Annotated in this window: 26 protein-coding genes (1 of these 26 only partly in view); 20 read left to right on the top strand and 6 right to left on the bottom strand. The window is 68.4% G+C overall.

The window, feature by feature from the left end:
• Window positions 1-6: 6 nt before the first annotated feature.
• Window positions 7-753: an alpha/beta fold hydrolase gene (locus OYT95_RS34015; protein ID WP_037237376.1), complete on the bottom strand. Its 747-nt coding sequence runs from the start codon at window positions 751-753 to the stop codon at window positions 7-9.
• 119 nt (window positions 754-872) lie between these two features.
• On the opposite strand from OYT95_RS34015, the gene OYT95_RS34020 reads away from it, so the two are divergent.
• Complete coding sequence (locus tag OYT95_RS34020; RefSeq protein ID WP_037237368.1) at window positions 873-1,574, top strand: helix-turn-helix transcriptional regulator; 702 nt, start codon at window positions 873-875, stop codon at window positions 1,572-1,574.
• 7 nt (window positions 1,575-1,581) lie between these two features.
• Here OYT95_RS34020 and OYT95_RS34025 read toward each other — a convergent pair whose 3' ends face one another.
• Both OYT95_RS34025 and OYT95_RS34030 read right to left on the bottom strand, forming a co-directional pair.
• Window positions 1,582-1,995 carry a DUF1801 domain-containing protein gene (locus OYT95_RS34025; RefSeq protein WP_037237365.1) on the bottom strand — a complete coding sequence of 138 codons (414 nt, stop codon included), beginning with the start codon at window positions 1,993-1,995 and terminating at the stop codon, window positions 1,582-1,584.
• 1 nt (window position 1,996) lies between these two features.
• Entirely contained in the window at window positions 1,997-2,380 is a 384-nt protein-coding gene (locus OYT95_RS34030; protein ID WP_005247396.1) for a DUF1844 domain-containing protein, read from the bottom strand.
• Window positions 2,381-2,757: 377 nt separating this feature from the next.
• On the opposite strand from OYT95_RS34030, the gene infC reads away from it, so the two are divergent.
• The 17 genes from infC to OYT95_RS34115 all read left to right on the top strand — a co-directional run bounded on the left by infC (window position 2,758) and on the right by OYT95_RS34115 (window position 21,130).
• A complete protein-coding gene (infC, locus tag OYT95_RS34035) occupies window positions 2,758-3,414 on the top strand; it encodes a translation initiation factor IF-3 (protein WP_081792551.1) in 657 nt (218 codons plus the stop codon).
• 57 nt (window positions 3,415-3,471) lie between these two features.
• The gene (gene rpmI / locus OYT95_RS34040; protein ID WP_005247390.1) at window positions 3,472-3,666 is read left to right on the top strand and encodes a 50S ribosomal protein L35; all 195 of its coding nucleotides are present in this window, start codon (window positions 3,472-3,474) and stop codon (window positions 3,664-3,666) included.
• 63 nt (window positions 3,667-3,729) lie between these two features.
• On the top strand, window positions 3,730-4,119 hold the full coding sequence (gene rplT / locus OYT95_RS34045; protein WP_005247385.1) for a 50S ribosomal protein L20: 390 nt from the start codon (window positions 3,730-3,732) through the stop codon (window positions 4,117-4,119).
• 41 nt (window positions 4,120-4,160) lie between these two features.
• Window positions 4,161-4,970 (top strand): TrmH family RNA methyltransferase, encoded by an 810-nt coding sequence (locus OYT95_RS34050; protein WP_037237361.1) that lies wholly within the window; start codon window positions 4,161-4,163, stop codon window positions 4,968-4,970.
• Between the two features lie 94 nt (window positions 4,971-5,064).
• Complete coding sequence (gene pheS / locus OYT95_RS34055) at window positions 5,065-6,150, top strand: phenylalanine--tRNA ligase subunit alpha (RefSeq protein ID WP_037237508.1); 1,086 nt, start codon at window positions 5,065-5,067, stop codon at window positions 6,148-6,150.
• Window positions 6,151-6,217: 67 nt separating this feature from the next.
• Entirely contained in the window at window positions 6,218-8,704 is a 2,487-nt protein-coding gene (gene pheT / locus OYT95_RS34060) for a phenylalanine--tRNA ligase subunit beta (RefSeq protein WP_268790145.1), read from the top strand.
• A 44-nt stretch (window positions 8,705-8,748) separates the two neighbouring features.
• Complete coding sequence (locus tag OYT95_RS34065; RefSeq protein ID WP_037237345.1) at window positions 8,749-9,147, top strand: hypothetical protein; 399 nt, start codon at window positions 8,749-8,751, stop codon at window positions 9,145-9,147.
• A gap of 68 nt (window positions 9,148-9,215) precedes the next feature.
• On the top strand, window positions 9,216-10,271 hold the full coding sequence (argC, locus tag OYT95_RS34070; protein ID WP_037237343.1) for an N-acetyl-gamma-glutamyl-phosphate reductase: 1,056 nt from the start codon (window positions 9,216-9,218) through the stop codon (window positions 10,269-10,271).
• Complete coding sequence (argJ, locus tag OYT95_RS34075; RefSeq protein WP_052033461.1) at window positions 10,268-11,512, top strand: bifunctional glutamate N-acetyltransferase/amino-acid acetyltransferase ArgJ; 1,245 nt, start codon at window positions 10,268-10,270, stop codon at window positions 11,510-11,512. Before argC ends, argJ begins: the two co-directional genes overlap by 4 nt.
• A complete protein-coding gene (gene argB / locus OYT95_RS34080; RefSeq protein ID WP_037237341.1) occupies window positions 11,509-12,435 on the top strand; it encodes an acetylglutamate kinase in 927 nt (308 codons plus the stop codon). The genes argJ and argB overlap by 4 nt, the downstream gene beginning before the upstream one ends.
• On the top strand, window positions 12,432-13,631 hold the full coding sequence (locus OYT95_RS34085) for an acetylornithine transaminase (protein WP_037237339.1): 1,200 nt from the start codon (window positions 12,432-12,434) through the stop codon (window positions 13,629-13,631). Before argB ends, OYT95_RS34085 begins: the two co-directional genes overlap by 4 nt.
• Window positions 13,628-14,575 carry an ornithine carbamoyltransferase gene (gene argF / locus OYT95_RS34090; protein WP_112300733.1) on the top strand — a complete coding sequence of 316 codons (948 nt, stop codon included), beginning with the start codon at window positions 13,628-13,630 and terminating at the stop codon, window positions 14,573-14,575. The genes OYT95_RS34085 and argF overlap by 4 nt, the downstream gene beginning before the upstream one ends.
• A complete protein-coding gene (locus OYT95_RS34095; protein WP_037237329.1) occupies window positions 14,572-15,114 on the top strand; it encodes an arginine repressor in 543 nt (180 codons plus the stop codon). Before argF ends, OYT95_RS34095 begins: the two co-directional genes overlap by 4 nt.
• Before the next feature lie 47 nt (window positions 15,115-15,161).
• Window positions 15,162-16,361 carry an argininosuccinate synthase gene (locus OYT95_RS34100; RefSeq protein WP_005247359.1) on the top strand — a complete coding sequence of 400 codons (1,200 nt, stop codon included), beginning with the start codon at window positions 15,162-15,164 and terminating at the stop codon, window positions 16,359-16,361.
• 2 nt (window positions 16,362-16,363) lie between these two features.
• Window positions 16,364-17,782 carry an argininosuccinate lyase gene (gene argH / locus OYT95_RS34105; RefSeq protein WP_037237325.1) on the top strand — a complete coding sequence of 473 codons (1,419 nt, stop codon included), beginning with the start codon at window positions 16,364-16,366 and terminating at the stop codon, window positions 17,780-17,782.
• Between the two features lie 136 nt (window positions 17,783-17,918).
• The gene (locus OYT95_RS34110) at window positions 17,919-20,879 is read left to right on the top strand and encodes an acyl-CoA synthetase (protein ID WP_037237502.1); all 2,961 of its coding nucleotides are present in this window, start codon (window positions 17,919-17,921) and stop codon (window positions 20,877-20,879) included.
• Between the two features lie 38 nt (window positions 20,880-20,917).
• Window positions 20,918-21,130 carry a Trm112 family protein gene (locus OYT95_RS34115; protein WP_005247353.1) on the top strand — a complete coding sequence of 71 codons (213 nt, stop codon included), beginning with the start codon at window positions 20,918-20,920 and terminating at the stop codon, window positions 21,128-21,130.
• Here the strand turns inward: OYT95_RS34115 and OYT95_RS34120 are convergent, their stop codons facing one another.
• Genes OYT95_RS34120 through OYT95_RS34130 form a run of 3 tightly spaced genes read right to left on the bottom strand, consistent with a single transcriptional unit; the run spans window position 21,131 to window position 23,240 of the window.
• Window positions 21,131-21,757: a TetR/AcrR family transcriptional regulator gene (locus tag OYT95_RS34120; RefSeq protein WP_037237323.1), complete on the bottom strand. Its 627-nt coding sequence runs from the start codon at window positions 21,755-21,757 to the stop codon at window positions 21,131-21,133.
• Window positions 21,754-22,509 (bottom strand): ABC transporter permease, encoded by a 756-nt coding sequence (locus OYT95_RS34125; protein WP_268790146.1) that lies wholly within the window; start codon window positions 22,507-22,509, stop codon window positions 21,754-21,756. The genes OYT95_RS34120 and OYT95_RS34125 overlap by 4 nt, the downstream gene beginning before the upstream one ends.
• Window positions 22,509-23,240: an ABC transporter ATP-binding protein gene (locus tag OYT95_RS34130; RefSeq protein WP_268790147.1), complete on the bottom strand. Its 732-nt coding sequence runs from the start codon at window positions 23,238-23,240 to the stop codon at window positions 22,509-22,511. The genes OYT95_RS34125 and OYT95_RS34130 overlap by 1 nt, the downstream gene beginning before the upstream one ends.
• A 39-nt stretch (window positions 23,241-23,279) precedes the next feature.
• Between OYT95_RS34130 and OYT95_RS34135 the strand changes: the two genes are divergently transcribed.
• Complete coding sequence (locus tag OYT95_RS34135; RefSeq protein WP_037237314.1) at window positions 23,280-23,951, top strand: DNA-3-methyladenine glycosylase; 672 nt, start codon at window positions 23,280-23,282, stop codon at window positions 23,949-23,951.
• An 8-nt stretch (window positions 23,952-23,959) separates the two neighbouring features.
• Window positions 23,960-24,384: the beginning of a tyrosine--tRNA ligase gene (gene tyrS / locus OYT95_RS34140; protein WP_268790148.1), read on the top strand. It continues 853 nt past the right edge of the window; the window shows 425 of its 1,278 coding nt (coding positions 1-425); it begins with the start codon at window positions 23,960-23,962; its stop codon lies beyond the right edge, outside the window.

The raw sequence follows: 24,384 nt of genomic DNA on the forward strand, positions 1-24,384 counted from the left end.
GTTCGGTCAGTCCCTCGCGGCCGCGTCGATCGCGGTCGCGAGGTCTGCGGGCCGCGACCACATCGGCCAGTGACCGGTCGGCAGATCGACGTACTCGACCTTCGCGATCTGCGCGAGTTCGGCGGCCATCGGATGGCCCGCGCCTGCCATCTGCTGAATGACCTCCGACGGGAAGCTGGTGCAGATCACCGTGGTCGGCACGTCCAGCCGGCCGCTGTCGCGGAGTTCGAGCCTGTCCCTCGCGGGACCGGCCGGTTCGGGCACTGCGCGGTTACGGAACGTCTCGAGCATGACGTCGTCGAGTCCGTCGAGACTGCTGCCGTCGGCCTCAAGTTCGGACCACGACGGAAGCGGGATCTCGGCGACCGAAGGATCGAGATCCTCACGGAGTGCGGTGCCGTTCTGCAGTGGTCCCGAGTCGACGTAGACGATGCGGGCCAGTCGGCCGTGCACCCGATCGCTCGCCGCGTAGGCCACCGGTCCCGCACCGCTGTGCGCGACGAGCACAATCCGCTCCGACGACGGTGTGTTCGCGACGACGTCACCGATTGCGGAGATGTGATCGTCCAGTCGGATGCCGGCGCGGTCGCTGTCCGCGGAGCCGAGTCCGGGCAACGTCACCGCGGTGACGTGGTGTCCTCGCCGGACCAGGTCGGAAGCCACTGCCTCCCAAGCCCATGCGCCGAGCCAGAATCCGGGAGCCAGGATGATGTGAGTGTCTGTGCTGTCGTGTGCTTCGCTTGTCTGGGTCATGAGACAAGAGTGAACCCGTAACGGTGACATCTGCGTGTCACCGTATGTGTCACAGTCGCATAACGGAATCGGTCGGTCAGAATCGGGACTTTGCCGGGGTCGTTCGGCAGACTGCCCTCATGGACCGCGCCGCTCGCCTCCACGCCCTGACCGAAGAACTGCGCCGTGCGGGTGACCGGGGCCGGACCGCGGAGCAGTTGGCGGCGCAGTTCGAGGTGACCACCCGGACGATCAAGCGGGACATCGCCGTGCTGCAGTCCTCGGGTGCCCCGATCTGGGCCACTGCCGGGCCGGGTGGGGGATACGGGATCATCGGGAACGGCACGTTGCCGCCCGTGAATTTCACGCCCGCGCAAGCGGTCTCGGTGGCCCTGGCCCTCACGGCGTTTCGCGATGCGCCGTTCGCGACCGACGGCCGCGCCGCGCTGGCCAAGCTGCTCGACGTGATGGATGCCGAGTCGAGGGAGCGGGTGCACCGACTCGGCGCGAAGGTGTGGATCCGGCGAGACGACGACACGGCGAGCGCGGAACCACGCATCCGCCGCGTCGTCGAAGACGCAGTGCAGCGCGAACTGCTGGTGTCGCTCCGATATGTGGACCGGGACGGTGAGCGCACCGACCGCGTCGTCGAACCGCACCTTCTCGCTCACACGAGGGGATCGTGGTTCCTCGTCGCGTGGTGCCTGAGCCGCGCGGGTGTGCGGTGGTTCCGGCTGGACCGGGTGTCCGACGCCACCCTCACCGGCCGGTCGTTCGTCCCGCGCGATCCGAGTCTCTTCGGCGAACCGCCGGCCGACGCGCGCAGCGTGTTCGAGCGCTGAGATTCGATCAGAGCGCGCGGGCGGCGGCCACGGATCGGTTCAGCAACGAGACGAGAACCGACTCGTCGACGTCGGCGAGCTTCCTGACGTACAGGCAGCCCTTGCCGAGTGTGTGCTTGCCGAGCGCGGCGAGTTCGGCCTCGTGCTCGGAAAAGTCGAGCGAGAGGTACAGGGTGAGTGCCGCGGCCCGGGGCGAGAAGCCGATCAGTGCGGTATCGCCCTCGTGTCCGCTGGCATGCCTGTAGTGGCGCGAGCCGAACCCGACGATGCTGGTGCCCCACATCGCGGCGGGCTCCCCGCTCGCGGCGGTGAGCAGTTCCACCAGGTGTGTGCTGTCGGCGCGCTTCACCGGGTCGGCGATCGTGGCGAGGAACTCGTCGACGTCGGCGGGCGTCTGCGCGGTCTTGTTGCGGCTCGCCATGTCAGTACACGGGGCCGGTGTACTTCTCGCCCGGACCCTTGCCCGGTTCGTCCGGGTGCGAGGACGCTTCGCGGAAGGCGCGCTGCAGCGCCTGGAGGCCTTCCCGGATCGGTCCCGCGTGCGGTCCGAGGTACTCGATGGACGCGGTTACCAGGCCGGCGAGGGCGGTGATGACCCGGCGGGCCTCGTCGAGGTCGCGGTGGGGGCTGGAGTCGGGGTCGGCGTCGGAGAGGCCGAGTTTCTCGGCTGCCGAACTCATGAGCATGACCGCGGCGCGGCTGATGACCTCGACCGAGGGAACGTCGGCCAGTTCCCGGACGTCGGTATTCTGGTCACCGCCGGTCAGGGTGCCGTCGTTCGGGGTGTCATCGATGTTGTCCGTCATGCCTTAGAGGATTCCACCAGCGTCCGCCGGCGCAACGTCCCGGTATCGATTAGCTCACGACGTGCGCAAATGTTACTCTTGACCCAACGACCGCCTTCGGATTTGTCGGGGGCAGCAAGTGGAGTCCGACTCCCACCTCTGCGCGGCAGGTAAAACTGCAGTTCAGTGGTCCGGTCGCTCGGTCCGAGGTTACTCGGTTCGAGTTCCTCGAGTGTGAGGAGATGAGGGATCGGCGTGAGCCGTGAGTTCGTCTGATCGGTCGACATCGGGCCCCGCATGGTGAGAGTCATTCACCGCAGCGGGGCTTTTTTGTTGGGAATCCGGGCGTACGGGCTGCTGGCGGTCTCGAGACAAGACCGTTCAACCTAGGAGGCCCCATCAGCACTGAGACCCGCATCAACGATCGCATCCGAGTTCCCGAGGTCCGCCTCGTCGGACCCGGAGGTGAACAGGTTGGCATCGTGCGTGTTGAAGATGCACTCCGCTTGGCCCTCGAGGCCGATCTCGACCTGGTCGAGGTGGCCCCCGACGCTCGCCCGCCGGTCTGCAAGATCATGGACTACGGCAAGTTCAAGTACGAGGCCGCGCAGAAGGCGCGTGAGTCGCGCAAGAACCAGCAGCTCACGGTCATCAAGGAGCAGAAGCTCCGCCCCAAGATCGACGATCACGACTACGAGACGAAGAAGCGCAACGTCGTGCGCTTCCTCGAAGCCGGATCCAAGGTCAAGGTCACGATCATGTTCCGCGGACGTGAGCAGTCGCGTCCGGAGCTCGGATTCCGGTTGCTGCAGCGTCTCGGTGCAGACGTCGCGGATCTCGGGTTCGTGGAGACGTCCGCCAAGCAGGACGGTCGAAACATGACGATGGTGCTCGCTCCGCACAAGGGCGCGAAGACCCGTGTGAAGGCGCAGGAAAGCGCCGCCGCGCCGCCGGCGCAGCGTGCAACTCCCGCGCCGGCCGCACCGGCACAGGCTCCGGCGACACCTGCGGAGCAGGCGGGCGACAGTGCGCCCGGCGAAGCGCCGACCAGCTAGTCCGACTACACCAGCACGACCCGGATCACGGTCCGGATACAGAGAACTGAGGACTCCATGCCCAAGTCGAAGACCCACAGCGGCACCGCGAAGCGATTCAAGGTGTCCGGCAGCGGAAAGATCCTGCGCCAGAAGGCCGGTCGCCGCCACCTGCTCGAGCACAAGGCCACGAAGGTGACCCGTCGCCTCGATGGCGTGGCAGTCGTCAGCAAGGCTGACACTCCTCGCATCAAGCGCCTGCTCGACATCTGAGTCGACACCCTTTTACTGACCACCCGGGGCAGCTCACCGCCCCAAGATTGACAGGATTTTTCAGTGGCACGCGTAAAGAGGGCGGTAAACGCCCAGAAGAAGCGTCGTTCGATTCTCGAAGCCTCCAGCGGCTACCGCGGACAGCGCTCGCGCCTGTACCGCAAGGCGAAGGAACAGCAGCTCCACTCGCTGACCTACGCCTACCGTGACCGCCGCGCGCGCAAGGGCGACTTCCGCAAGCTGTGGATCACGCGTATCAACGCTGCTGCACGGGCGAACGACATCACGTACAACCGCCTGATCCAGGGTCTGCGTCTGGCCGAGATCGAGGTCGACCGCAAGAACCTCGCCGAGCTGGCCGTTTCCGACGCGGCGGCATTCGCCGGCCTCGTGGCCCTCGCCAAGGCGGCGCTCCCGGCCGACGTGAACGCTCCGGCCGGAGAAGCAGCCTGAGTCTCGCAGCACCCCGGCCTTCAGAGCCTCGGAAACGACCCGTGGACCCGCTCACCGAGCGCACCCCACGGGTCGTTTCTGCTGTCAAGCTGCTCCGCACCGCGGAACGCCGCAAGGTCGGGCGCTTCCTGGTGGAGGGCGAGAACTCCGTCGGCGAGGCACTCGGCACCCGCCCCGTGCACGACCTCTTCTACACCGAGGATGCGGAGCAGCGGTACTCGACACTGATCGACCGGGCGCATTCTGTTGGCGTCCGGACGTCGCTGGTGACGGACCGTGCGGTTCGAGCGCTCAGCGACACGGTGACCCCGCCGGGTCTCGTCGCGGTGTGCGACCTCCTCGACGTTCCGCTGGCGGAGGCGATAGGCCCCGGAACTCGTTTGCTCGCGGTTCCGGTCGCGGTCGCGGAGCCCGGCAACGCGGGCACCGTCATCCGGGTAGCCGACGCGGTGGGCGCGGACGCGGCGATTCTCGCGGGCGACAGCGTCGACCCGCACAACGGCAAATGCGTCCGTGCGTCCGCTGGAAGCCTCTTCCACCTCCCGGTGGTGCGTGAGCGGGACACCGCGGCGGTCCTCGACAGCATCAGCGCGGCGGGGATTCAGTTGCTCGCCACGGCGGCCGACGGCGAAGTCGATCTGGACGATGCCGACGAGCTGCTGGCCCGCCCCACGGCGTGGCTGTTCGGCAACGAGGCCCACGGCCTCGACGCAGCGACCTCGGCGCGAGCCGATCACCGGGTGCGGATTCCGATCCACGGCCGAGCCGAGAGCCTCAACCTGGCGACGGCGGCGTCGATCTGCCTGTACTCGAGCGCGCGGGTCCAGAACCGCAAGCGAACCGACAGCTGAAACGGCGAAAATCGGATCGCATAGGATTTGACGGCGAGCTGTTTCGGTTTCGTCGAGAGTGTTGACTGAAAGAACTTAAGGAGTGGCACCGGTCGTGGCTAAAAAAGAGGGCGCTGCCTCCACGGGGGTCGAAGGCGGCGCGGTCGATGCGAGTGCGCTCACCGAAGACGCTCTGACTGCGGCAGCCGAGAGCGCGGAAAAGGCGTTCGCATCGGCGGCGGATCTCGACGACCTGGCGAAGGTCAAGGTCGAGCACATGGGTGACAGGTCGCCGATCGCCCTCGCCCGCCGCGGACTCGGAGCCCTGCCGGGCAAGGAGAAAGCCGACGCAGGCAAGCGCGTGAACGTCGCCCGCACCCGGATCAGTGCGGCGTTCGACGAGCGCCGCGCCGTCCTGCTCGCCGAGCGCGACGCGGCCGTCCTCGTGGCCGAGGCCATCGACGTGACGCTGCCGTCGCAGCGTCAGCCGGTGGGAGCCCGCCACCCGATCAGCATCATCTCCGAGCAGGTCGAGGACGTGTTCGTCGCGATGGGCTGGGAGGTCGCCGAGGGGCCGGAGGTGGAGACCGAGCACTTCAACTTCGATGCCCTGAACTTCCTGCCCGATCACCCCGCGCGGACCATGCAGGACACGTTCCACATCGCACCGGAGGGCTCGCGCCAGGTGCTCCGCACGCACACGTCGCCGGTTCAGGTGCGCACGATGCTTTCCCGCGAGGTGCCGATCTACGTGGTGTGCCCGGGGCGGACGTTCCGTACCGACGAACTCGACGCGACCCACACCCCGGTGTTCTCTCAGGTGGAGGGACTCGCCGTCGACAAGGGCCTCACCATGGCCCACCTGCGCGGCACGCTCGACGCGTTCGCCCGCGCACTGTTCGGTCCCGAGACCCGCACCCGGATGCGCCCGAACTACTTCCCGTTCACGGAACCGTCCGCGGAGGTCGACGTCTGGTTCCCGAACAAGAAGGGCGGCGCGGGCTGGGTCGAGTGGGGTGGCTGCGGAATGGTCAACCCGAATGTGCTGCGCGCCTCCGGAATCGACCCCGACGTGTACACCGGGTTCGCGTTCGGCATGGGGCTCGAGCGCACACTCCAGTTCCGGAACGGGATCCCGGACATGCGCGACATCGTCGAGGGCGACGTGCGTTTCACGCTGCCCTTCGGTGTCCAGGGCTGACCCCGCGTCACCCGAATCCCGTCCACCACAGTCACGACATTTTCACGAACGAGAGAGCTGAGCAGACGTGCGAGTAGCGCAATCCTGGCTGACCGAGATCCTGCAGCGTGCCACCCCGGACTGGGACGTCACCGCCGAGGAACTCGACGCAGGTTTCGTCCGGGTCGGGCTCGAGGTCGAGGAAGTCGACCGGCTCGAGCCCGTCGACGGCCCCCTCGTGGTCGGCAAGGTTCTCGAGATCACCGAGCTCACCGAGTTCAAGAAGCCGATCCGCTTCTGCAAGGTGGATGTGGGGGCGGCGGAGCCGCAGGGCATCGTGTGCGGCGCCCGGAACTTCGCCGAAGGCGACCTCGTGGTGGTCGCACTCCCCGGCGCAGTCCTTCCCGGTGGTTTCGCCATCGCGTCCCGCAAGACGTACGGGCAGGTCTCCGACGGGATGATCTGCTCGGTGGCCGAACTCGGCATCGGCAAGGACCACTCGGGCATCCTCGTCCTCGAGCCGGGCACCGCGCTCCCCGGCGCGGACGCCAACGAGTTGATGGGCCTGCACGACACCGTCATCGAACTCAACATCACCCCGGACCGCGGCTACTGCTTCTCCGTCCGCGGGCTCACCCGTGAACTGGCGTGCGGGTTCGACCTCGACTTCGCCGACCCGGCGTCGGTGGCGCCGTACCCGGCGGAGGGGGAGGCGTGGCCGATCCGCGTCGAACCGGAATCCAAGGCGACGCGATTCGCCGCTCGCCGGGTGACGGGTATCGATCCGAAAGCGGTCAGCCCGTGGTGGCTGCAGCGCCGGTTGCTGCTGTCGGGGGTCCGCCCGATCTCGCCGGCCGTCGACGTCACCAATTACGTTCTGCTCGAACTGGGCCAGCCGCTGCACGCGTTCGATGCCGCGAAGATCAGCGGCGAACTCGTCGTGCGCCGCGCGGTGGCGGGGGAGAAGCTGACGACGCTCGACGAGACCGAGCGCGTCCTCGACCCCGAGGACGTCGTGATCGCCGACGATTCGGGCGTCGTGTCGCTGGCCGGGATCATGGGTGGCGCGTCCACCGAGGTCGGGTCGGAAACCACCGACATCCTGCTCGAGGCGGCCACATGGGATCCGCTTGCGGTGTTCAAGACCGCGCGCAGGCACAAGCTGTCGAGCGAGGCCGGCAAGCGTTTCGAGCGCGTGGTCGACCCCGAGATCCCGGTCGCGGCACTGGACCGGGCGGCCGCGCTGCTCGTCGACATCGCCGGCGGGCGGGTCGAGCCGGCGCTCACCGACATCGGTGAGGTCACCCCGCACGAGCCCATCCACATGGACATCGACCTCCCCGACCGCGTGGCGGGGGTCGACTACCCCAACGGCACCGCTGCGCGCCGGCTGACGCAGATCGGCTGCAACGTCGAGGTCGGGGTCAGCGACAGCGGCCACGGCCAGCTCGTTGCCGGCCCGCCGTCGTGGCGGCCCGACCTGGTGCAGCCCGCCGACCTGGTGGAGGAGGTGCTGCGCCTCGAGGGGCTCGAGAAGATTCCGTCGGTGCTGCCCGCAGCCCCCGCGGGTCGTGGGCTGACTCCTGCGCAGCGCCGCAAACGCGCCGTCGGCCGTGCACTGGCGTTCTCGGGATACGTCGAGATCCTTCCCCCCGTCTTCCTGCCCACCGCGATCTTCGACACGTGGGGGCTCGGACCCGAGGATCCGCGCAGGAACACCAGCACGGTGCTCAACCCGCTCGAATCGGATCGGCCGGAACTGGCCACCACGTTGCTGCCCGGACTTCTCGAGGTCCTCGCCCGCAACGTCTCCCGCGGTCAGCGCGACCTGTCGCTGTTCGGTATCGCGCAGGTCGTGTTGCCCGGCGCCGACACCAAGCCGGTCGAGGCGCTCCCGGTGGACCGGCGCCCGACCGACGAACAGATCACGGCACTGCTCCAGTCGTTGCCGGACCAGCCGGTGCACGTGGCGGCGGTCCTCACGGGGCAGCGTGAGCCGAGCGGTCCGTGGGGTTCGGGCCGCGCAGCGGACGCCACCGACGCGTTCGCCGCCGCCCGGACGGTCGCTGCCGCGGCCGGGGTCGAGGTCGAATTCCGCGCGACGCAGTACCTGCCGTGGCACCCGGGGCGCGGCGCGGAGCTGATCGTCGACGGTGTCGTCGTCGGACATGCGGGCGAGTTGCATCCCGCCGTGCTCGAGCGCGCCGGGCTTCCCCCGCGGACGAGTGCCGTCGAGATCGATCTGGACGCCCTGCCGCTGGTGGAGAACCTGCCCGCGCCGAAGGTCTCGCCCTTCCCCGCGGTCCTCCAGGACGTGGCGGTCGTGGTCGACACCGCGGTACCCGCCGCCGAGGTCCAGGCCGCCCTGCGGTCGGGTGGAGGGGAGCTCCTCGAGGACATCCGGCTGTTCGACGTGTTCGAAGGTGAGCAGGTCGGGGAGGGCCGGAAGTCGCTGGCGTTCGCGCTGCGATTCCGAGGCGTCGACCGCACCCTGACCGAGGACGAGGCAAGCGCCGCCCGCGACGCCGCCGTGGCCGCGGCGTCCGCTGCCGTGGGTGCCGAACTGCGCAGCTGAGCCGTAGCCTGGGTGGAGGGCCCGGGACGGTGAGGAGCGGTGCGATGACCGAAGTGCGCGACGTCGTGGCGGCGGCGAGTCAGTTGACCGACGCCGAGTTCCTCGAGGTGGTGCGTGCGGTGGCCGCGGGTCGACCGGGCCTCGGGGCGTTGCTCGCGGCGGTGGACGTGGGGGCGGCGATCCCGGCCGAGGATCCGGTGACCGCGGAGGTTGTGTCCCACATCGCGCCCGGGGTGCCCGAGCCGGACTACACGCCGGGGGGTGTCCCGACGTTCGACCGCGTACGTGAGCGGATCGAGGGACGGTTCGGGACGGCGATTGGCTCCTCCGAACTCGCGCACGACAGCCCCTCGGGGCAGTCGCTCGACGAGGCGTGGGAGAAGCGGGAGAAGGCGGGAAAGGCCAAACTCGACGAGATTCGGCGGTCGCTCGGCAAGCAGTGACCACGGTTTCCGTCCCGCCGAGAGACCGCGGTGTGTATTAGCTTGCATGATGATGCATAATCAATCGTATGACTGAGCACGCGGGAAAACCGATCAGGATTGCCGTCGCCGGCGCGAGCGGATACGCCGGTGGCGAAGTGCTGCGTCTGCTGCTGGGGCACCCGTCGTATGCGGACGGTTCGCTCGTCATCGGCGCGCTCACAGCAGGCGGCAACGCCGGATCGACTCTGGGCTCGCACCATCCGCACCTGCTTCCCCTCGCAGACAGAGTGCTCGAGGACACCACCGTCGAGACGCTCGCCGGACACGACGTGGTGTTTCTCGGTCTGCCGCACGGCAATTCGGCGCAGTACGCGAAGGCGCTGCCCGAGTCCACGGTCATCATCGACTGCGGCGCCGACTTCCGGCTGACGAACGCCGAGGACTGGGAGCGGTACTACAAGAGCCCGCACGCGGGTAGCTGGCCCTACGGACTTCCGGAACTCCCGGGTGCCCGCGAGAAGCTGGCCGGCGCCACACGCATCGCCGTCCCCGGGTGCTTCCCGACGGTGTCGAGCCTGGCGATGGCCCCGGCGGTCGCCGCGGGTGTCGTCGAACCGCGGGTCACGATCGTCGCCGTCACCGGTGCCTCCGGCGCGGGACGCGCACCCAAGGCCGATCTGCTCGGCTCCGAGGTAATGGGTTCGGTCCGTGCCTACGGTGTCGGCGGCGTGCACCGCCACACCCCGGAGATCATCCAGAACCTCTCCGAACTCGCCGGTGAGCGTGTCACCGTGTCGTTTACCCCCGTGCTGGCGCCGATGCCGCGCGGCATCCTCGCCACGTGCACCGCGGCCACCACGGCGTCCGAGGACGAGGTGCGCGCGATCTACGAAAAGGCTTACGCGGACGAACCGTTCGTGCACGTGCTGCCCCAGGGCGTGCTGCCGCAGACCGGTGCGGTCGTCGGATCGAACGCCGTCCAGATCGCGGTGACGGTCGACGCCGACGCCGGTCAGATCGTCGTGGTCGCGGTGATCGACAACCTTGCGAAGGGCACCGCCGGGGGAGCCGTGCAATCGATGAATCTTGCGCTTGGACTACCCGAGACCGCCGGTCTCTCGACAGTGGGAGTTGCCCCGTGAGCAGTGACAGCACGATCGATCCGCACCCGACCCGGGAGGTCGCCGGCGGCGCCCTGGTCCGAACCCAGGGAGTCTCGGGCCCAGCGGGCTTCCGCGCATCCGGGATCAAGGCGGGTATCAAGGCGAGCGGCAACGCCGACCTGGCTCTCGTCGTCAACGAGGGACCCGAACTCGCAGCCGCGGGAGTCTTCACCGCGAACAAGGTCAAGGCCGCCCCGGTGCTGTGGTCGCAGCAGGTGCTCACCACGGGCAGGCTGCGCGCCGTCGTGCTCAATTCCGGTGGGGCCAACGCGTGCACGGGTGCGGGCGGGTTCCAGGACGCGCACAAGACGGCCGAGGAAGTGGCGTCCGCGCTGAGCAACTGGGGAACCGAGACCGGCGCCGTCGAGGTCGCGGTGTGTTCCACCGGTCTGATCGGCGACCGCCTGCCCATGGACAAGGTCCTGGCCGGGGTCACGGAGGCCGTGCACGAACTCGCCGGGGGAATCTCGGGTGGCACCGACGCCGCGTACGCCATCATGACCACCGACACGGTGCCGAAGCAGGCCGCCCTGCATCATGCGGACAAGTGGAACGTGGGCGGGATGGCGAAGGGCGCAGGCATGCTGGCCCCCGCGCTGGCGACGATGCTGTGCGTGGTGACGACCGACGCCGTCGCGACCGCCGCGCAACTCGACGCCGCGCTGCGGGCGGCCACCCGGGTGACGTTCGATCGGCTGGACGTCGACGGTGCCACGTCGACCAACGACACTGTGCTGCTGCTGGCGTCCGGTGCGAGCAACGTGACACCGACCCAGGAAGAGCTGAACGCCGCGGTGACGGCCGTCTGCGACGATCTGGCAGATCAGATGATGGCCGACGCGGAGGGCGTCACCAAGCGGGTGCGGGTCACGGTCCGCGGCGCGGTCAGTGAGGACGACGCCCTGATCGGCGCCCGGACGGTGGCGCGGGACAGCCTGGTCAAGACGGCGCTGTTCGGCTCCGACCCCAACTGGGGCCGGGTGCTCGCGGCGATCGGCATCGCGCCGATCGAACTGGACCCCGACAAGATCTCGGTGTCGTTCAACGGCGCCCCCGTCTGCATCGACGGCGTCGGCGCACCGGGTGCGCGGGACGTGGACCTGAGCGACATCGACATCGCCCTCGACATCGACCTCGGTCTGGGCGAGCACGCGGTGAGCATCCGCACCACCGACCTCTCACACGCGTACGTCGAAGAGAACTCGGCGTACTCGTCATGACAGCGACCAGCGAAGCCCTCAGCGGCATCACCGATCACCAGAAGGCCCACGTCCTGGCGGAGGCGCTGCCGTGGCTGCAGCAGTTCCGCGACAAGGTCGTCGTCGTGAAGTACGGCGGCAACGCCATGGTCGACGACGCGCTGAAGACGGCATTCGCCGCCGACATGGCGTTCCTGCGGACGGTCGGAATCCAGCCGGTCGTCGTGCACGGCGGCGGCCCCCAGATCAATGCCATGCTCGGAAAGCTCGGCATGACAGGTGAATTCAAGGGAGGATTCCGCGTCACCACCCCCGAGGTGATGGACGTCGTCCGGATGGTGTTGTTCGGCCAGGTCGGCCGCGAACTGGTCGGACTGATCAACGCGCACGGCCCGTACGCCGTCGGCATCTCCGGCGAGGACGCGCACCTGTTCACCGCCACCAAGCGCACCGTGATGGTCGAGGGCAGGCCGACCGACATCGGCCTCGTCGGCGACGTCACGACGGTGAACCCGGAGGCCGTCCTGGATCTCATCCGAGCGGGCCGGATTCCCGTGGTGTCCACCATCGCCCCCGACGCGGACGGTGTGGTGCACAACATCAACGCGGACACTGCTGCCGCCGCACTCGCCGAGGCCATCGGCGCCGAGAAGCTCGTGGTCCTCACGGATGTCGAAGGGCTGTACACGAACTGGCCGGACCGCGATTCGCTGGCCACCGAGATCGACGTGGACGCGCTCGCGCAACTGCTGCCCAGCCTCGACGCCGGCATGGTGCCCAAGATGGAGGCCTGCCTGCGCGCGGTCCGCGGTGGTGTGCCCACCGCGCACGTCATCGACGGCCGCGTCGCGCATTCCGTTCTGCTCGAACTGTTCACCGGCGAGGGCATCGGCACGATGGTCACGCCCGGCCCGACGTCACCTACCGAGGGAGTTGCCTCATGACCGGAACCCCGGAACTCCAGCAGCGCTGGTCCGGCGCTCTGATGAACACGTACGGCGTCCCCCGGGTGGCACTCACGCGCGGTCAGGGAGCGGTGCTGACCGACGCCGACGGCAAGGAGTACGTCGATTTCCTCGCCGGCATCGCCGTCAACATCCTCGGGCACGCACACCCGGCGATCATCGAGGCCGTCACGACGCAGCTGTCGACCCTCGGGCACGTGTCGAACCTGTACGCCAGCGAGCCGGCGATCGAACTGGCCGAGAAGCTGCTCTCCCACCTGGGCGCCCCCGGGCGTGTCTTCCTGTGTAATTCCGGGACGGAGGCCAACGAGGCGGCGTTCAAGCTCGCGCGGGCCACCGGACGATCGAAGATCATCGCCGCCGAGAACTCCTTCCACGGCCGGACGATGGGTGCTCTCGCGCTCACCGGGCAGGCCGCCAAGCGGGCGCCGTTCGAGCCGATGCCTCCGGGTGTCGTGCACGTGCCGTACGGCGATCTCGACGCACTCGATCGCGCCGTCGACGCCGACACCGCGGCCGTGTTCCTGGAGCCGATGATGGGCGAGGGCGGAGTCGTCGTCCCGCCGGAGGGGTACCTCGCGGGCGCACGGCAGATCACCGCCGATCGCGGCGCCCTGCTCGTGCTCGACGAAGTGCAGACCGGGATCGGCCGCACGGGATGGTTCTACGCACACCAGGCGGTCGGGATCGTGCCCGATGTCATGACCCTCGCGAAGGGTCTCGGTGGCGGGATGCCGATCGGCGCGTGCATCGCGACCGGCGCGGCCGCGGACCTGTTCGGGCCGGGCAAGCACGGCACGACGTTCGGGGGGAACCCCGTCTGCGCATCGGCGGCGCTCGCCGTGCTGCGGACGATCGCCGAGGACGACCTCATCTCCCGCGCCGACACGCTCGGCAAGTCGCTCTCCGCCGGCATCGAAGGTCTCGGACATCCGTTGATCGACCACGTCCGCGGCGCCGGACTGCTGCTCGGCATCGTCCTGACCCAGGACGTGGCCGCCGCCGTGGAGAACTCCGCGCGCGAGGCCGGATACCTGATCAACGCCGCGCAGCCGGGTGTCGTCCGGCTGGCTCCGCCCCTGGTCCTCACGGACGATCAGGCCGAAGGATTCGTCGCGGCGCTGCCCGCGATTCTCGACGACGCGCAATCGGCTTCTCAGCCGGGAAAGCAGTGACGACCGTGGTGAAACACTTTCTCCGGGACGACGACCTCACCCCTGCGCAGCAGGCCGAGGTCCTCGAGCTCGCCGCCAGGCTGAAGAAGGCCCCGTTCGCCGAGCGCCCGCTCGAAGGTCCCCGCGGGGTCGGCGTGATCTTCGAGAAGAATTCGACGCGTACCCGGTTCTCGTTCGAGATGGGCATCGCGCAACTCGGCGGTCACGCGATCGTCGTCGACGGGCGCAGCACCCAGCTCGGCCGCGAGGAGACGCTGCAGGACACGGGCCGCGTCCTGTCGCGGTACGTCGACGCCGTGGTGTGGCGCACGTTCGGGCAGAAGCGGCTCGAGGCGATGGCGTCGGGTGCCGACGTCCCGATCGTCAACGCGCTGTCCGACGAGTTCCACCCGTGCCAGGTCCTCGCCGACCTGCAGACCCTCGCGGAGCGCAAGGGTTCGCTGAAAGGACTGAAGCTCACCTACCTCGGCGACGGCGCCAACAACATGGCGCACTCGCTGATGCTGGGCGGTGTGACCGCAGGCGTCGACGTGACCATTGCCAGCCCCGAGGGGTTCGCACCCCTGCCGTGGGTGGTCGAGGCGGCGCGGGCGCGGGCCGCCGAGACCGGCGCGACCATCACCCTCTCCGGTGACCCGCAGGCAGCGGTCGTCGGCGCGGACGCACTCGTCACCGACACCTGGACGTCGATGGGCCAGGAGAACGACGGGCTCGACCGGGTCGGTCCGTTCCGCCCCTTCCAGATCAACGAGGCGCTGCTCGCGAAGGCCGACGCCGACGCGGTGGTCCTGCACTGCCTGCCCGCCCACCGCGGGGAGGAGATCACCGACGAGGTCCTCGACGGACCGCAGAGCGTCGTCTGGGACGAGGCCGAGAATCGGCTGCACGCGCAGAAGGCACTGCTCGTGTGGCTGCTCGCGCAGCGAACCGGGGACCGTCCGTGAGTGCGGCCCCTCCGCAGCGTGCAGGTGCGGGTGCGGCACCGCCGCAGCGCGCCGCCAACGCGGCGACGGCACCGACACGGGCGGGACGCCAGGCGCGCATCGTCGCGATCCTGTCGAACAACCCGGTTCGCAGCCAGACCGAACTCGCGGCGCTGCTCGCGGCGGAGGGCATCGACGCCACCCAGGCGACGCTGTCGCGAGACCTCGAGGAACTGGGTGCCGTGAAGCTTCGCGCCGCAGACGGCGGCGCCGGGGTGTACGTGGTGCCCGAGGACGGAAATCCCGTCCGCGGCGTCTCCGGCGGAACCGACCGGCTGTCGCGGTTGCTGGGGGAGTTACTGGTGTCGACCGATGCCAGTGGCAACATGGCGGTGCTGCGAACTCCCCCGGGGGCAGCGCACTATCTGGCGAGTGCACTCGATCGGGCATCATTACCTGACGTCGTGGGAACCATCGCGGGGGATGACACCATTCTCGTGGTGGCACGGGAGCCGTTGAGCGGGGCGGAACTCGCGGCCAAGATCGAATCCCTCGCCTGACAACTGAATCATCTCTACAGATCTTCAACCTAAGGAGCACAAGGACCATGGCCGATCGCGTCGTACTCGCCTACTCGGGCGGGCTGGACACCTCAGTCGCCATCAGCTGGATCGGCAAGGAGACGGGCAAGGAAGTTGTTGCTGTCGCCATCGATCTCGGCCAGGGCGGCGAGGACATGGAGGTCGTGCGTCAGCGTGCACTCGACTGCGGTGCGGTCGAGTCGGTCGTGGTGGATGCGCGCGACGAGTTCGCCGACGAATACTGCCTGCCGACCATTCAGGCCAACGCCCTCTACATGGACCGCTACCCGCTCGTGTCGGCCATCAGCCGCCCGCTGATCGTCAAGCACCTCGTCGAGGCCGCGCGTGCCCACGGCGGCACCACGGTCGCGCACGGCTGCACCGGCAAGGGCAACGACCAGGTCCGGTTCGAGGTCGGCTTCGGATCGCTCGCTCCCGACCTCGACGTGATCGCACCGGTCCGCGACTACGCGTGGACCCGTGAGAAGGCGATCGCGTTCGCCGAGGAGAACGAGATCCCGATCAACGTCTCCAAGAAGTCGCCGTTCTCGATCGACCAGAACGTGTGGGGCCGCGCCGTCGAGACCGGGTTCCTCGAGGACCTGTGGAACGCGCCGACCAAGGACGTCTACGACTACACGCAGGATCCGACCGTCAACTGGCAGGCCCCCGACGAGCTGATCATCAGCTTCGAGGCCGGCCGCCCCGTCGCGATCGACGGCAAGCCGGTCAGCGTCCTCGAAGCGATCCAGGAGCTCAACCGCCGCGCCGGCGCTCAGGGCGTCGGCCGCCTCGACGTCGTCGAGGACCGTCTCGTCGGCATCAAGAGCCGTGAGATCTACGAGGCTCCCGGAGCCATGGTGCTCATCAACGCCCACCAGGAACTCGAGCACGTCACGCAGGAACGCGAACTCGGCCGCTACAAGCGGCAGACCGAGCAGCGCTGGAGTGAGCTGGTGTACGACGGCCTCTGGTTCTCGCCGCTCAAGGTCGCGTTGGACACGTTCATCGAGAAGACGCAGGAACGCGTCTCCGGCGACATCCGGCTGGTGCTGCACGGCGGTGCGATCATCGTCAACGGCCGCCGCAGCAACCAGTCCCTGTACGACTTCAACCTGGCCACCTACGACGAGGGCGACACGTTCGACCAGTCCTACGCCAAGGGGTTCGTGCAGATCCACGGACTGTCCTCGAAGGTCGCGGCGAAGCGCGATCTGGGTCTCTAGGTATGAGTGCTCACGGCACCAACGAAGGAGCCCTCTGGGGCGGCCGGTTCGAGTCCGGACCGGCCGCCGCCATGGCGGCGCTGAGCAAGTCCACCCACTTCGACTGGGTGCTCGCCCCGTACGACGTGCGCGCGTCCCAGGCGCACGCCCGGGTGCTGCACAAGGCGGGCCTGCTCGGTGACGAAGACCTGGCGGCGATGCTCGACGGTCTCGGCAGGCTCGCGGCCGACGTCGCGAGCGGCGAGTTCGTCCCGAGCGAATCCGACGAGGACGTGCACGGGGCGCTCGAGCGCGGTCTGATCGATCGGGTCGGTCCCGAGGTCGGGGGGCGCCTGCGCGCCGGGCGTTCGCGCAACGATCAGGTGGCGACGCTGTTCCGGATGTGGCTGCGGGACGCCGTCCGCCGGGTGGCCGCGGGTGTGCTCGACATCGTCGACGCCCTCGCGACGCAGGCCGCCGCGCACCCCTCCGCGGTGATGCCGGGCAAGACCCACCTGCAGGCCGCGCAGCCGGTGCTGCTCGCGCACCATCTGCTGGCACATACGCACCCGTTGCTTCGTGACGTTCAGCGGCTGCGGGACTTCGACGTGCGGGCGGCCGTGTCGCCGTACGGTTCCGGAGCGCTGGCCGGCTCGTCACTCGGACTCGATCCCGAGGCGATCGCCGCGGAACTCGCCTTCGATTCGTCCGCCGAGAACTCCATCGACGCCACGTCGTCGCGGGATTTCGCGGCCGAGGCGGCGTTCGTGCTCGCGATGATCGGCGTCGACCTGTCGCGGATGGCCGAGGAGGTCATTCTCTGGAGCACTCCGGAATTCGGCTACATCACGCTTGCCGACGCCTGGTCGACCGGCTCGTCGATCATGCCGCAGAAGAAGAACCCGGACGTGTCCGAGCTCACCCGCGGCAAGTCCGGTCGGCTGATCGGCAACCTGACCGGCCTGCTGGCCACCCTGAAGGCGCAGCCGCTCGCGTACAACCGTGATCTGCAGGAGGACAAGGAGCCGGTCTTCGATTCGGTCGCGCAGCTCGAGTTGCTGCTCCCCGCGATCACCGGACTGGTGGCCACTCTCGAATTCCACACGGACCGAATGGCGGAACTGGCGCCGGCGGGATTCACGCTGGCCACCGACATCGCCGAGTGGCTCGTTCGTCAGGGTGTCCCGTTCCGGGTCGCGCACGAGGCGGCGGGGGCGTGCGTCCGCGTTGCCGAGGCGCGGGGCGTCGGACTCGAGGATCTCACCGACGACGAACTCGCCGGGGTCGACGCGGCGCTCACTCCGGACGTGCGGGAGGTGCTCACCGTCGAGGGCTCGATCGCCTCGCGTAACGCCCGCGGCGGTACGGCCGGTATCCGTGTGGCCGAACAGTTGGGCGGGGTCCGTCAGCTGTCCGAGTCGCTGCGTGAGTGGTGTCGATGACGCCGGCGTCGGACGCCCCGGATTAGGGGCTGTGTGACGCGTCGAGCGCAGTAGGGTGAGGGCGGGCGGCAGCGAGACGTGCGTCACGGTTCGAGAGTCTGGGAGAGTGTTCGTGGGACTGAATACCGAAACGGTGATGGGCCCGATCCGTCGCGTGGTGGCGACGGCGCAGAACGGGTTGGAGGTAGTTCGTCTCGGCGGACTCGAGACGGACCTCACCACATCGCCGTTCGAGGTGGTCGAACGCGCACCGATGTACCGGCTCCGGCGGTATTTCCCCGACACCGACCCTGCCGACGCAAGACCCCCGATCGTCCTGGTCCCGCCGATGATGATGTCGGCCGACGTGTACGACGTGACCCGGGATCAGGGTGCGGTCGGCATCCTGCACTCGATGGGAATCGACCCGTGGGTTGTCGACTTCGGATCGCCGGATTCCGAAGAGGGCGGGTGGGATCGGAATCTCGCCGACCACATCGTCGCGATCAGCGAGATCATCGACCAGGTGCGGGCGCACACCGGTCGTGACGTCTACCTGTCCGGATACTCGCAGGGCGGTATGTTCGCCTACCAGGCTGCCGCGTACCGCCGCAGTCGCAACATCGCCGGCCTCGTGACGTTCGGCAGTCCGGTCGACACGCTCGCCGGGCTGCCGTTCGGTATCCCGGCAGGATTCGCCACCGACGCCGCCGGCTTCCTCGCCGACCACGTCTTCAACCGGCTCGCGGTGTCGGGGTGGATGGCGCGCACCGGTTTTCAGCTCCTCGATCCCGTCAAGACACTGAAGTCGAGGCTCGACTTCCTGCGTCAGCTGCACGACCGGGAAGCGTTGTTGCCGCGGGAACAGCAGCGACGATTCCTCGCGACCGAGGGCTGGGTGGCGTGGTCCGGTCCGGCCGTCGCGGAGTTGCTCAAGCAGTTCATCGTGCACAACCGCATGATGACCGGCGGGTTCGTGATCAAGGACCAGGTGGTGTCGCTCGCTGAGTTGACCTGCCCCATCCTCGCGTTCGTCGGGGAGGTCGACGACATCGGTCAGCCGTTGGCCGTCCGCGGCATCCGCCGGGCCGCCCCACGGGCGAATGTGTACGAATCAACTTTGCGGGCAGGACATTTCGGTCTCGTCGTCGGTTCAGCTGCGGCGACCCACACATGGCCCACGACCGGGAAGTGGGTGCTGTGGAACGAGGGTCTCGGGCCGCGGCCCACCAACATCGAGCTCATGCGCTACGACGAACATTTCGGCAGCGAATCCGGAGTCTCCATCAGCGACCGCATCATTCACACCGTGGCATCGGTCGCCGAGGTCGGTGTCGGGGTCGGCAAAGGGATCAGTGATTTCGCTTCGGGGGCGCTGCGGGGAACGGTGGAGCTGTCCGGCGAGGCCACGCGGGCGCTGCCGCGGCTGGCCCGGCTCGGTCAGATCCAGCCCCACACCCAGATCTCGCTCAGCCGGTTGCTGGCCGAACAGGGTCGAAAGGCGCCGGGCGGCGAGTGCTTCCTCTTCGACAATCGCGTCCACACCTACGCGGCGGTCAATCAGCGGATCGACAACGTGGTGCGCGGCCTGATCCAGGCCGGTGTCCGTCCCGCCGCCCACGTCGGCGTCGTGATGCAGACGCGCCCGAGTGCGCTCGCCGCCATCGCGGCGTTGTCCCGTCTCGGTGCGGTGGCTGTCTTGCTGCCCCCGGGCCGGGAGGTCCACACCGCGATCCGCATCGACGGTGTCGAACGCATCGTCACCGACCCGGAGAATCTCGACGCGGCGATCGCGACCGGGATGCAGGTCCTGGTTCTGGGTGGTGGCGACCAGCGCGAACTCGACGTGGATCCGTCGGCGAACGTCGTGGACCTCGAGAAGATCGACCCCGCCGCCGTGACACTGCCGGGCTGGTACCGGCCTGATCCCGGTCTCGCTCGTGAACTGGCATTCATCATTTGCAGTGAGTCCAACGGCCACTGGGAGACGAAGCAGATTACCAACTACCGGTGGGCGCTGTCGGCGTTCGGAACGGCCTCGGCCGCCGATCTGGACCGTGGCGACACCGTGTATTGCCTTGCACCCCTGCATCATTCGTCGAGTCTGCTGGCCGCGATCGGTGGTGCCGTGGCAGGTGGCTCCCGGATCGCGCTCTCACGCGGAGTCGATCCCGAGCGGTTCGCCGAGGAAGTCCACCGCTACGGGGTGACCGTGGTGAGCTACACGTGGACGATGATGCGCGAGATTCTCGACGCCGAGAACCTCGCGCTCGACGGCAGTCACCCCGTCCGGCTCTTCATCGGATCCGGAATGCCGCAGGGGCTGTGGCGTCGCACGACGGAGCGGTTCGCACCGGCGAAGGTCCTCGAGTTCTACGCGTCCACCGAGGGCGACGTCGTACTCGCGAACGTCGCAGGCGCGAAGGTCGGGGCGAAGGGCCGTCCCCTCCCGGGCAGTGCCGAGGTGCGGCTCGCGGCCTATGACCCGATCGCCGGCCGGCTGCTCGAGGACGAACAGGGGTTCATCCGGGAATGTCAGGACGACGAGGTCGGTCTGCTCCTCGGCCGGGCGGGCGTGCACGCAGAGATGTCCGGCGGCGCGATGCGGGGGATCTTCGCCGCGGGCGATGCCTGGATTCCGACGGAGAACCTCTTCCGTCGCGACGCCGACGGGGATTACTGGCTGGTCGACCACAGGAAGACCGTCATCGCGACTCCGAGGGGAGCCGTGTTCACTCAGCCGATCGTCGATGCGCTCGTGTCCGTCGATCGCGTCGACCTCGCGGTGGCCTACGGGGTGGAGGTCGGAGGCCGGACACTGGCCGTGGCCGCGTTCACCCTCCGCGAAGGGCGGGCGCCGAGGCTGGCGGAAATCTCCGACGCCTTCGAGGCGCTTCCTCCCGCGCTGCGACCCGACATCATCCAGGTAGTGGAGGACATCCCGCTGGGGTCCTCGTACCGTCCGAATGCCGAGGCGCTGAGCGCGGCCGGACTGCCCAAGCCGGGAACCCGTGTGTGGTACGTCGATCCGGAATCGCAGCAGTACAAGCGACTGACCAAGGCAGTGGCCGCGGAGTTTCAGAACGGCTCGGCGGGGGTGCCTGCCGGTGCGCGGTAACCTGACACTGCTCACCCGAACGGTTGGAGAGGACTTCCGTGGTTATTGATCCGACGTTGCTCGGCATTCTCGCGTGCCCGCAGGACAAGGGTCCTCTGCTGTTGGTCGGCGACGAGTTGCTCTACAACCCTCGCCTGCGGCGGGCGTATCCCATCGAGAACGGAATTCCCGTCCTCCTCATCGACGAGGCCCGGGACGTCGGCGCGGATGAGCACGAGACACTGCTCGCGCGGGCTGCCGGCGAGGCCTGATCACACTGGCAGAGCGCCGGTGAGGTAGCGCTGCAACGTCGGTCCGACGATCGCGACGAGGTCGTCGACGGGCAGCGACGCGAGCGGCTCGAATTCGAGGATGTACCGCGTCACCAGAACCCCGGCCATCTGGGATGCCACCAGCTGCATGCGCAGCATCCCGGTTCCCGGCGGATCGTCGACGCGTGGTCCGAGGTCTCGGAGCACGACCTCCAGGAGGAACGTGCGAATGAGATTGGGCTCGTTCCCCGCCATCGCGGACCGGAACGCCGCGACCACGGCGGGCTTGTGCGGCGACTCCCAGACGGAGAAGACGGCCCGGGCGAGGTGGCTGCCGACCTCGCCCGTCGGAATGTCGAGCACCGGCGCGATCACCTGCGTCGGATCCACGGGAATGTCGACCGAGGCGAGGAACAGTTCACGCTTGGTTCCGAAGTAGTGGTGGATCAGGGCGGAGTCGACGCCGGCCCCGGTGGCCACGGAGCGCACGCTGGTTTTGTCGAAGCCGTTCTGTGCGAACATCTTCCGTGCAGTCGTCAGGATTCGTGACCGTGTGTCCGGGTTGCCCGGGCGTCGTCCCGTGCGCAGCCCGGGGGTGGCGTCTGCGCGTGTCGCGGGCTCGGTCATGGTGTGCGACGCCTCAGGGTCGCGGCGCCCAGCGACAGTGCGAGAAGCGCGAAGCCGGCGACCACGGCCAGGTCTCGCCACATGACGCCCGTCGCGCCGGGATGGGTGGCGACCTGCTGCAGTGCGTCTACCGCATAGCTCAGCGGGAGGACGTTGCTGATCCACTCGAGCCACGTGGGGAGCTGATCCCGTGGAACGAGGAGCCCGCACAGGAAGAGCTGGGGAACCACGACCACCGGCATGAACTGCACCGCCTGGAACTCGGTCCGCGCGAAGGCGCTGCACAGTAGGCCGAGGGCGACGCCGAGGATCGCGTTCAGCACGGCGATCAGCAGCACCCACGTCACGCTGCCCTCGGTGGTGAGGCCGAGGAATCCGAACGAGACGACGCAGGCCAGCGCCGCCTGGGCAGCCGCGGCGGTGGAGAACGCCGCCGCGTACCCTCCGAGCAGGTCGAGTTTGCCCAGCGGGGTCGTGAGGAGGCGTTCGAGCGTTCCCGACGTGCGTTCGCGTTGCATCGCGATCGATGTGACGAGGAACATCACGACGAACGGAAGGATGCCGAGCATCGTGATCGCGACGCGCTCGAACAGCGACTGCTGACCGGGGGGCGCCGGAACGTTCTGGTACAGGAAGTACAGCAGCACCATCAGCAGGCTGGGTACCACCAGAATCATGGCGACAGTGCGGTGATCCGTTCGCAGTTGCGCGAGGATCCGGCCCGCAGTGGCCGCGAAGATCGTGACGTTCATCAGTTCTCGCTCCCGACATGTGATGCGCGAATGAGGTTCAGGAAGGCGTCTTCGAGGCTCGTCTCACCGGTCTGCTCCCGGAGTTCGCCGGGGGAGACCTGCGCGAGAACGTAACCGTCGCGCATGAGGAGCAGCGAAGCGCAATGTTCGGCCTCGTCCATGACGTGGCTCGAGACCAGCAGGGTGGTACCGGCCTCGGCGAGAGCGTCGAACCGTTCCCACAGTTCGACGCGTAGGAGTGGGTCGAGGCCGACGGTCGGCTCGTCGAGGACGAGGATTTCGGGGCGCGCCACCAGGGCGCAGGCGAGGCTGACCCGTCCGAGCTGTCCTCCCGACAGGTCCGCCGCCTTCTGGGTGGCGAACCGGGTCAGCCCCACCGCGTCGATGGCTTCGGTGACCGCGTTCGACGGCTGACCGTAGAGCGCGGCGAAGTAGGCGACGTTCTTCTTGACCGTGAGGTCGGCATACACGCTGGGTGATTGGGTGACGTATCCGACGCGGCTCCGCAGCGAGACCGAGCCTGCGGGGGAGCCCAGCACCGTGACCGTCCCCGATTCCACGATCTGAGTGCCGACCACGCACCGCATCAGCGTGGTCTTTCCGCAACCGGAGGGTCCGAGGATGCCGGTGATGGAACCGCTCGGCACCTCGACGTCGATGCCGTGCAGCACTTCGTTCTTGCCTCTTCGCACGTGCAGATCTCGGATGTCGATCGCCGGGCTGCCGGTCATGGCGGGCCTCAATTCATCACAGGGTGAATTCATTGCTTGATGAATTATGCGACCGCCGGGGTGGCGTCGTCAACGGTTGTGGAGAATCGGGACGTGACCATCGATCGACTTGACCGGGCCGAACCCGTCGACGCCGCGCGAATCGTCCTCGGATCCACGCTGGTCGTCGGAGACGTCCGCATCCGCATCGTCGAAGTGGAGGCGTACGGCGGGGAGAAGGACGGCCCGTGGCCCGACCCGGCATCGCACTCGTACCGGGGGAGGACGCCGCGCAACGAGGTGATGTTCGGACCGGCCGGGCACCTGTACGTCTACCGCAGTTACGGGATGCACTTCTGCATGAACGTGTCGTACGGGCCGGTCGGAGTCGCGGGCGGGGTGCTTCTCCGTGCGGGCGAAGTGCTCGACGGTTGCGCGACGGTCCAGGCGCGCAGGCCCCACGTCGCGCGACCCGCGGAGTGGGCGCGCGGTCCCGGCAACCTGGGGTCCGCGACCGGCGTGACCCTCGCGGAGAACGGTGCGGCGCTGTTCGAGTCCGATTCGCCGGTTCGACTGGAGGTCGCGGAGTCGGACGGCTGGGTGAGTGGCCCCCGCGTCGGTGTCAGCACGGCCGCCGACCGGCCGTGGCGCTTCTGGATTCCGGAGTCGCCGGCCGTGTCCGCGTACCGGAGAAGCCCGCGTGCGATGTCCGCCGACGAGCAGATGGGATGATCGAACCCGTGACTGAGAACATCATCGATGAACTGACCTGGCGCGGGCTCATTGCCCAATCAACCGATCTGGACGCGCTGCGTCGTGATCTCGACGCCGGACCGGTCACGCTCTATGCCGGTTTCGATCCGACCGGACCGAGTTTGCACGCCGGCCATCTCGTGCCCCTGCTCGCGCTGAAGCGATTCCAGCGTGCGGGCAATCGCCCCATCGTGCTGGCCGGCGGAGCGACCGGTCTGATCGGCGACCCCCGCGACGTCGGTGAGCGGACGATGAACTCCGCCGACACCGTGGCCGACTGGGCCGATCGGATCCGGGGTCAGCTCGAACGCTTCGTCGACTTCGACGACTCGCCGAGCGGCGCGATCATCGAGAACAACATGGACTGGACCGGCAAGCTGTCGGCCATCGACTTCCTGCGCGACGTGGGCAA

Origin of the sequence: Rhodococcus sp. JS3073 (assembly GCF_026810085.1) — a bacterium.
GTDB classification, from domain to species: Bacteria; Actinomycetota; Actinomycetes; order Mycobacteriales; family Mycobacteriaceae; genus Rhodococcus_F; species Rhodococcus_F wratislaviensis.

Coding starts and splice junctions, on each gene's coding strand:
- OYT95_RS34120 (WP_037237323.1), bottom strand. CDS start 21,757: ATGACCGAGCCCGCGACACGCGCAGACGCCACCCCCGGGCTGCGCACG.
- OYT95_RS34085 (WP_037237339.1), top strand. CDS start 12,432: ATGACCGGAACCCCGGAACTCCAGCAGCGCTGGTCCGGCGCTCTGATG.
- OYT95_RS34135 (WP_037237314.1), top strand. CDS start 23,280: ATGAATTATGCGACCGCCGGGGTGGCGTCGTCAACGGTTGTGGAGAAT.
- OYT95_RS34110 (WP_037237502.1), top strand. CDS start 17,919: ATGGGCCCGATCCGTCGCGTGGTGGCGACGGCGCAGAACGGGTTGGAG.
- argH (WP_037237325.1), top strand. CDS start 16,364: ATGAGTGCTCACGGCACCAACGAAGGAGCCCTCTGGGGCGGCCGGTTC.
- OYT95_RS34130 (WP_268790147.1), bottom strand. CDS start 23,240: ATGACCGGCAGCCCGGCGATCGACATCCGAGATCTGCACGTGCGAAGA.
- argB (WP_037237341.1), top strand. CDS start 11,509: ATGACAGCGACCAGCGAAGCCCTCAGCGGCATCACCGATCACCAGAAG.
- rpmI (WP_005247390.1), top strand. CDS start 3,472: ATGCCCAAGTCGAAGACCCACAGCGGCACCGCGAAGCGATTCAAGGTG.
- OYT95_RS34065 (WP_037237345.1), top strand. CDS start 8,749: ATGACCGAAGTGCGCGACGTCGTGGCGGCGGCGAGTCAGTTGACCGAC.
- OYT95_RS34025 (WP_037237365.1), bottom strand. CDS start 1,995: ATGGCGAGCCGCAACAAGACCGCGCAGACGCCCGCCGACGTCGACGAG.
- OYT95_RS34100 (WP_005247359.1), top strand. CDS start 15,162: ATGGCCGATCGCGTCGTACTCGCCTACTCGGGCGGGCTGGACACCTCA.
- OYT95_RS34020 (WP_037237368.1), top strand. CDS start 873: ATGGACCGCGCCGCTCGCCTCCACGCCCTGACCGAAGAACTGCGCCGT.
- argC (WP_037237343.1), top strand. CDS start 9,216: ATGACTGAGCACGCGGGAAAACCGATCAGGATTGCCGTCGCCGGCGCG.
- OYT95_RS34015 (WP_037237376.1), bottom strand. CDS start 753: ATGACCCAGACAAGCGAAGCACACGACAGCACAGACACTCACATCATC.
- OYT95_RS34125 (WP_268790146.1), bottom strand. CDS start 22,509: ATGAACGTCACGATCTTCGCGGCCACTGCGGGCCGGATCCTCGCGCAA.
- OYT95_RS34030 (WP_005247396.1), bottom strand. CDS start 2,380: ATGACGGACAACATCGATGACACCCCGAACGACGGCACCCTGACCGGC.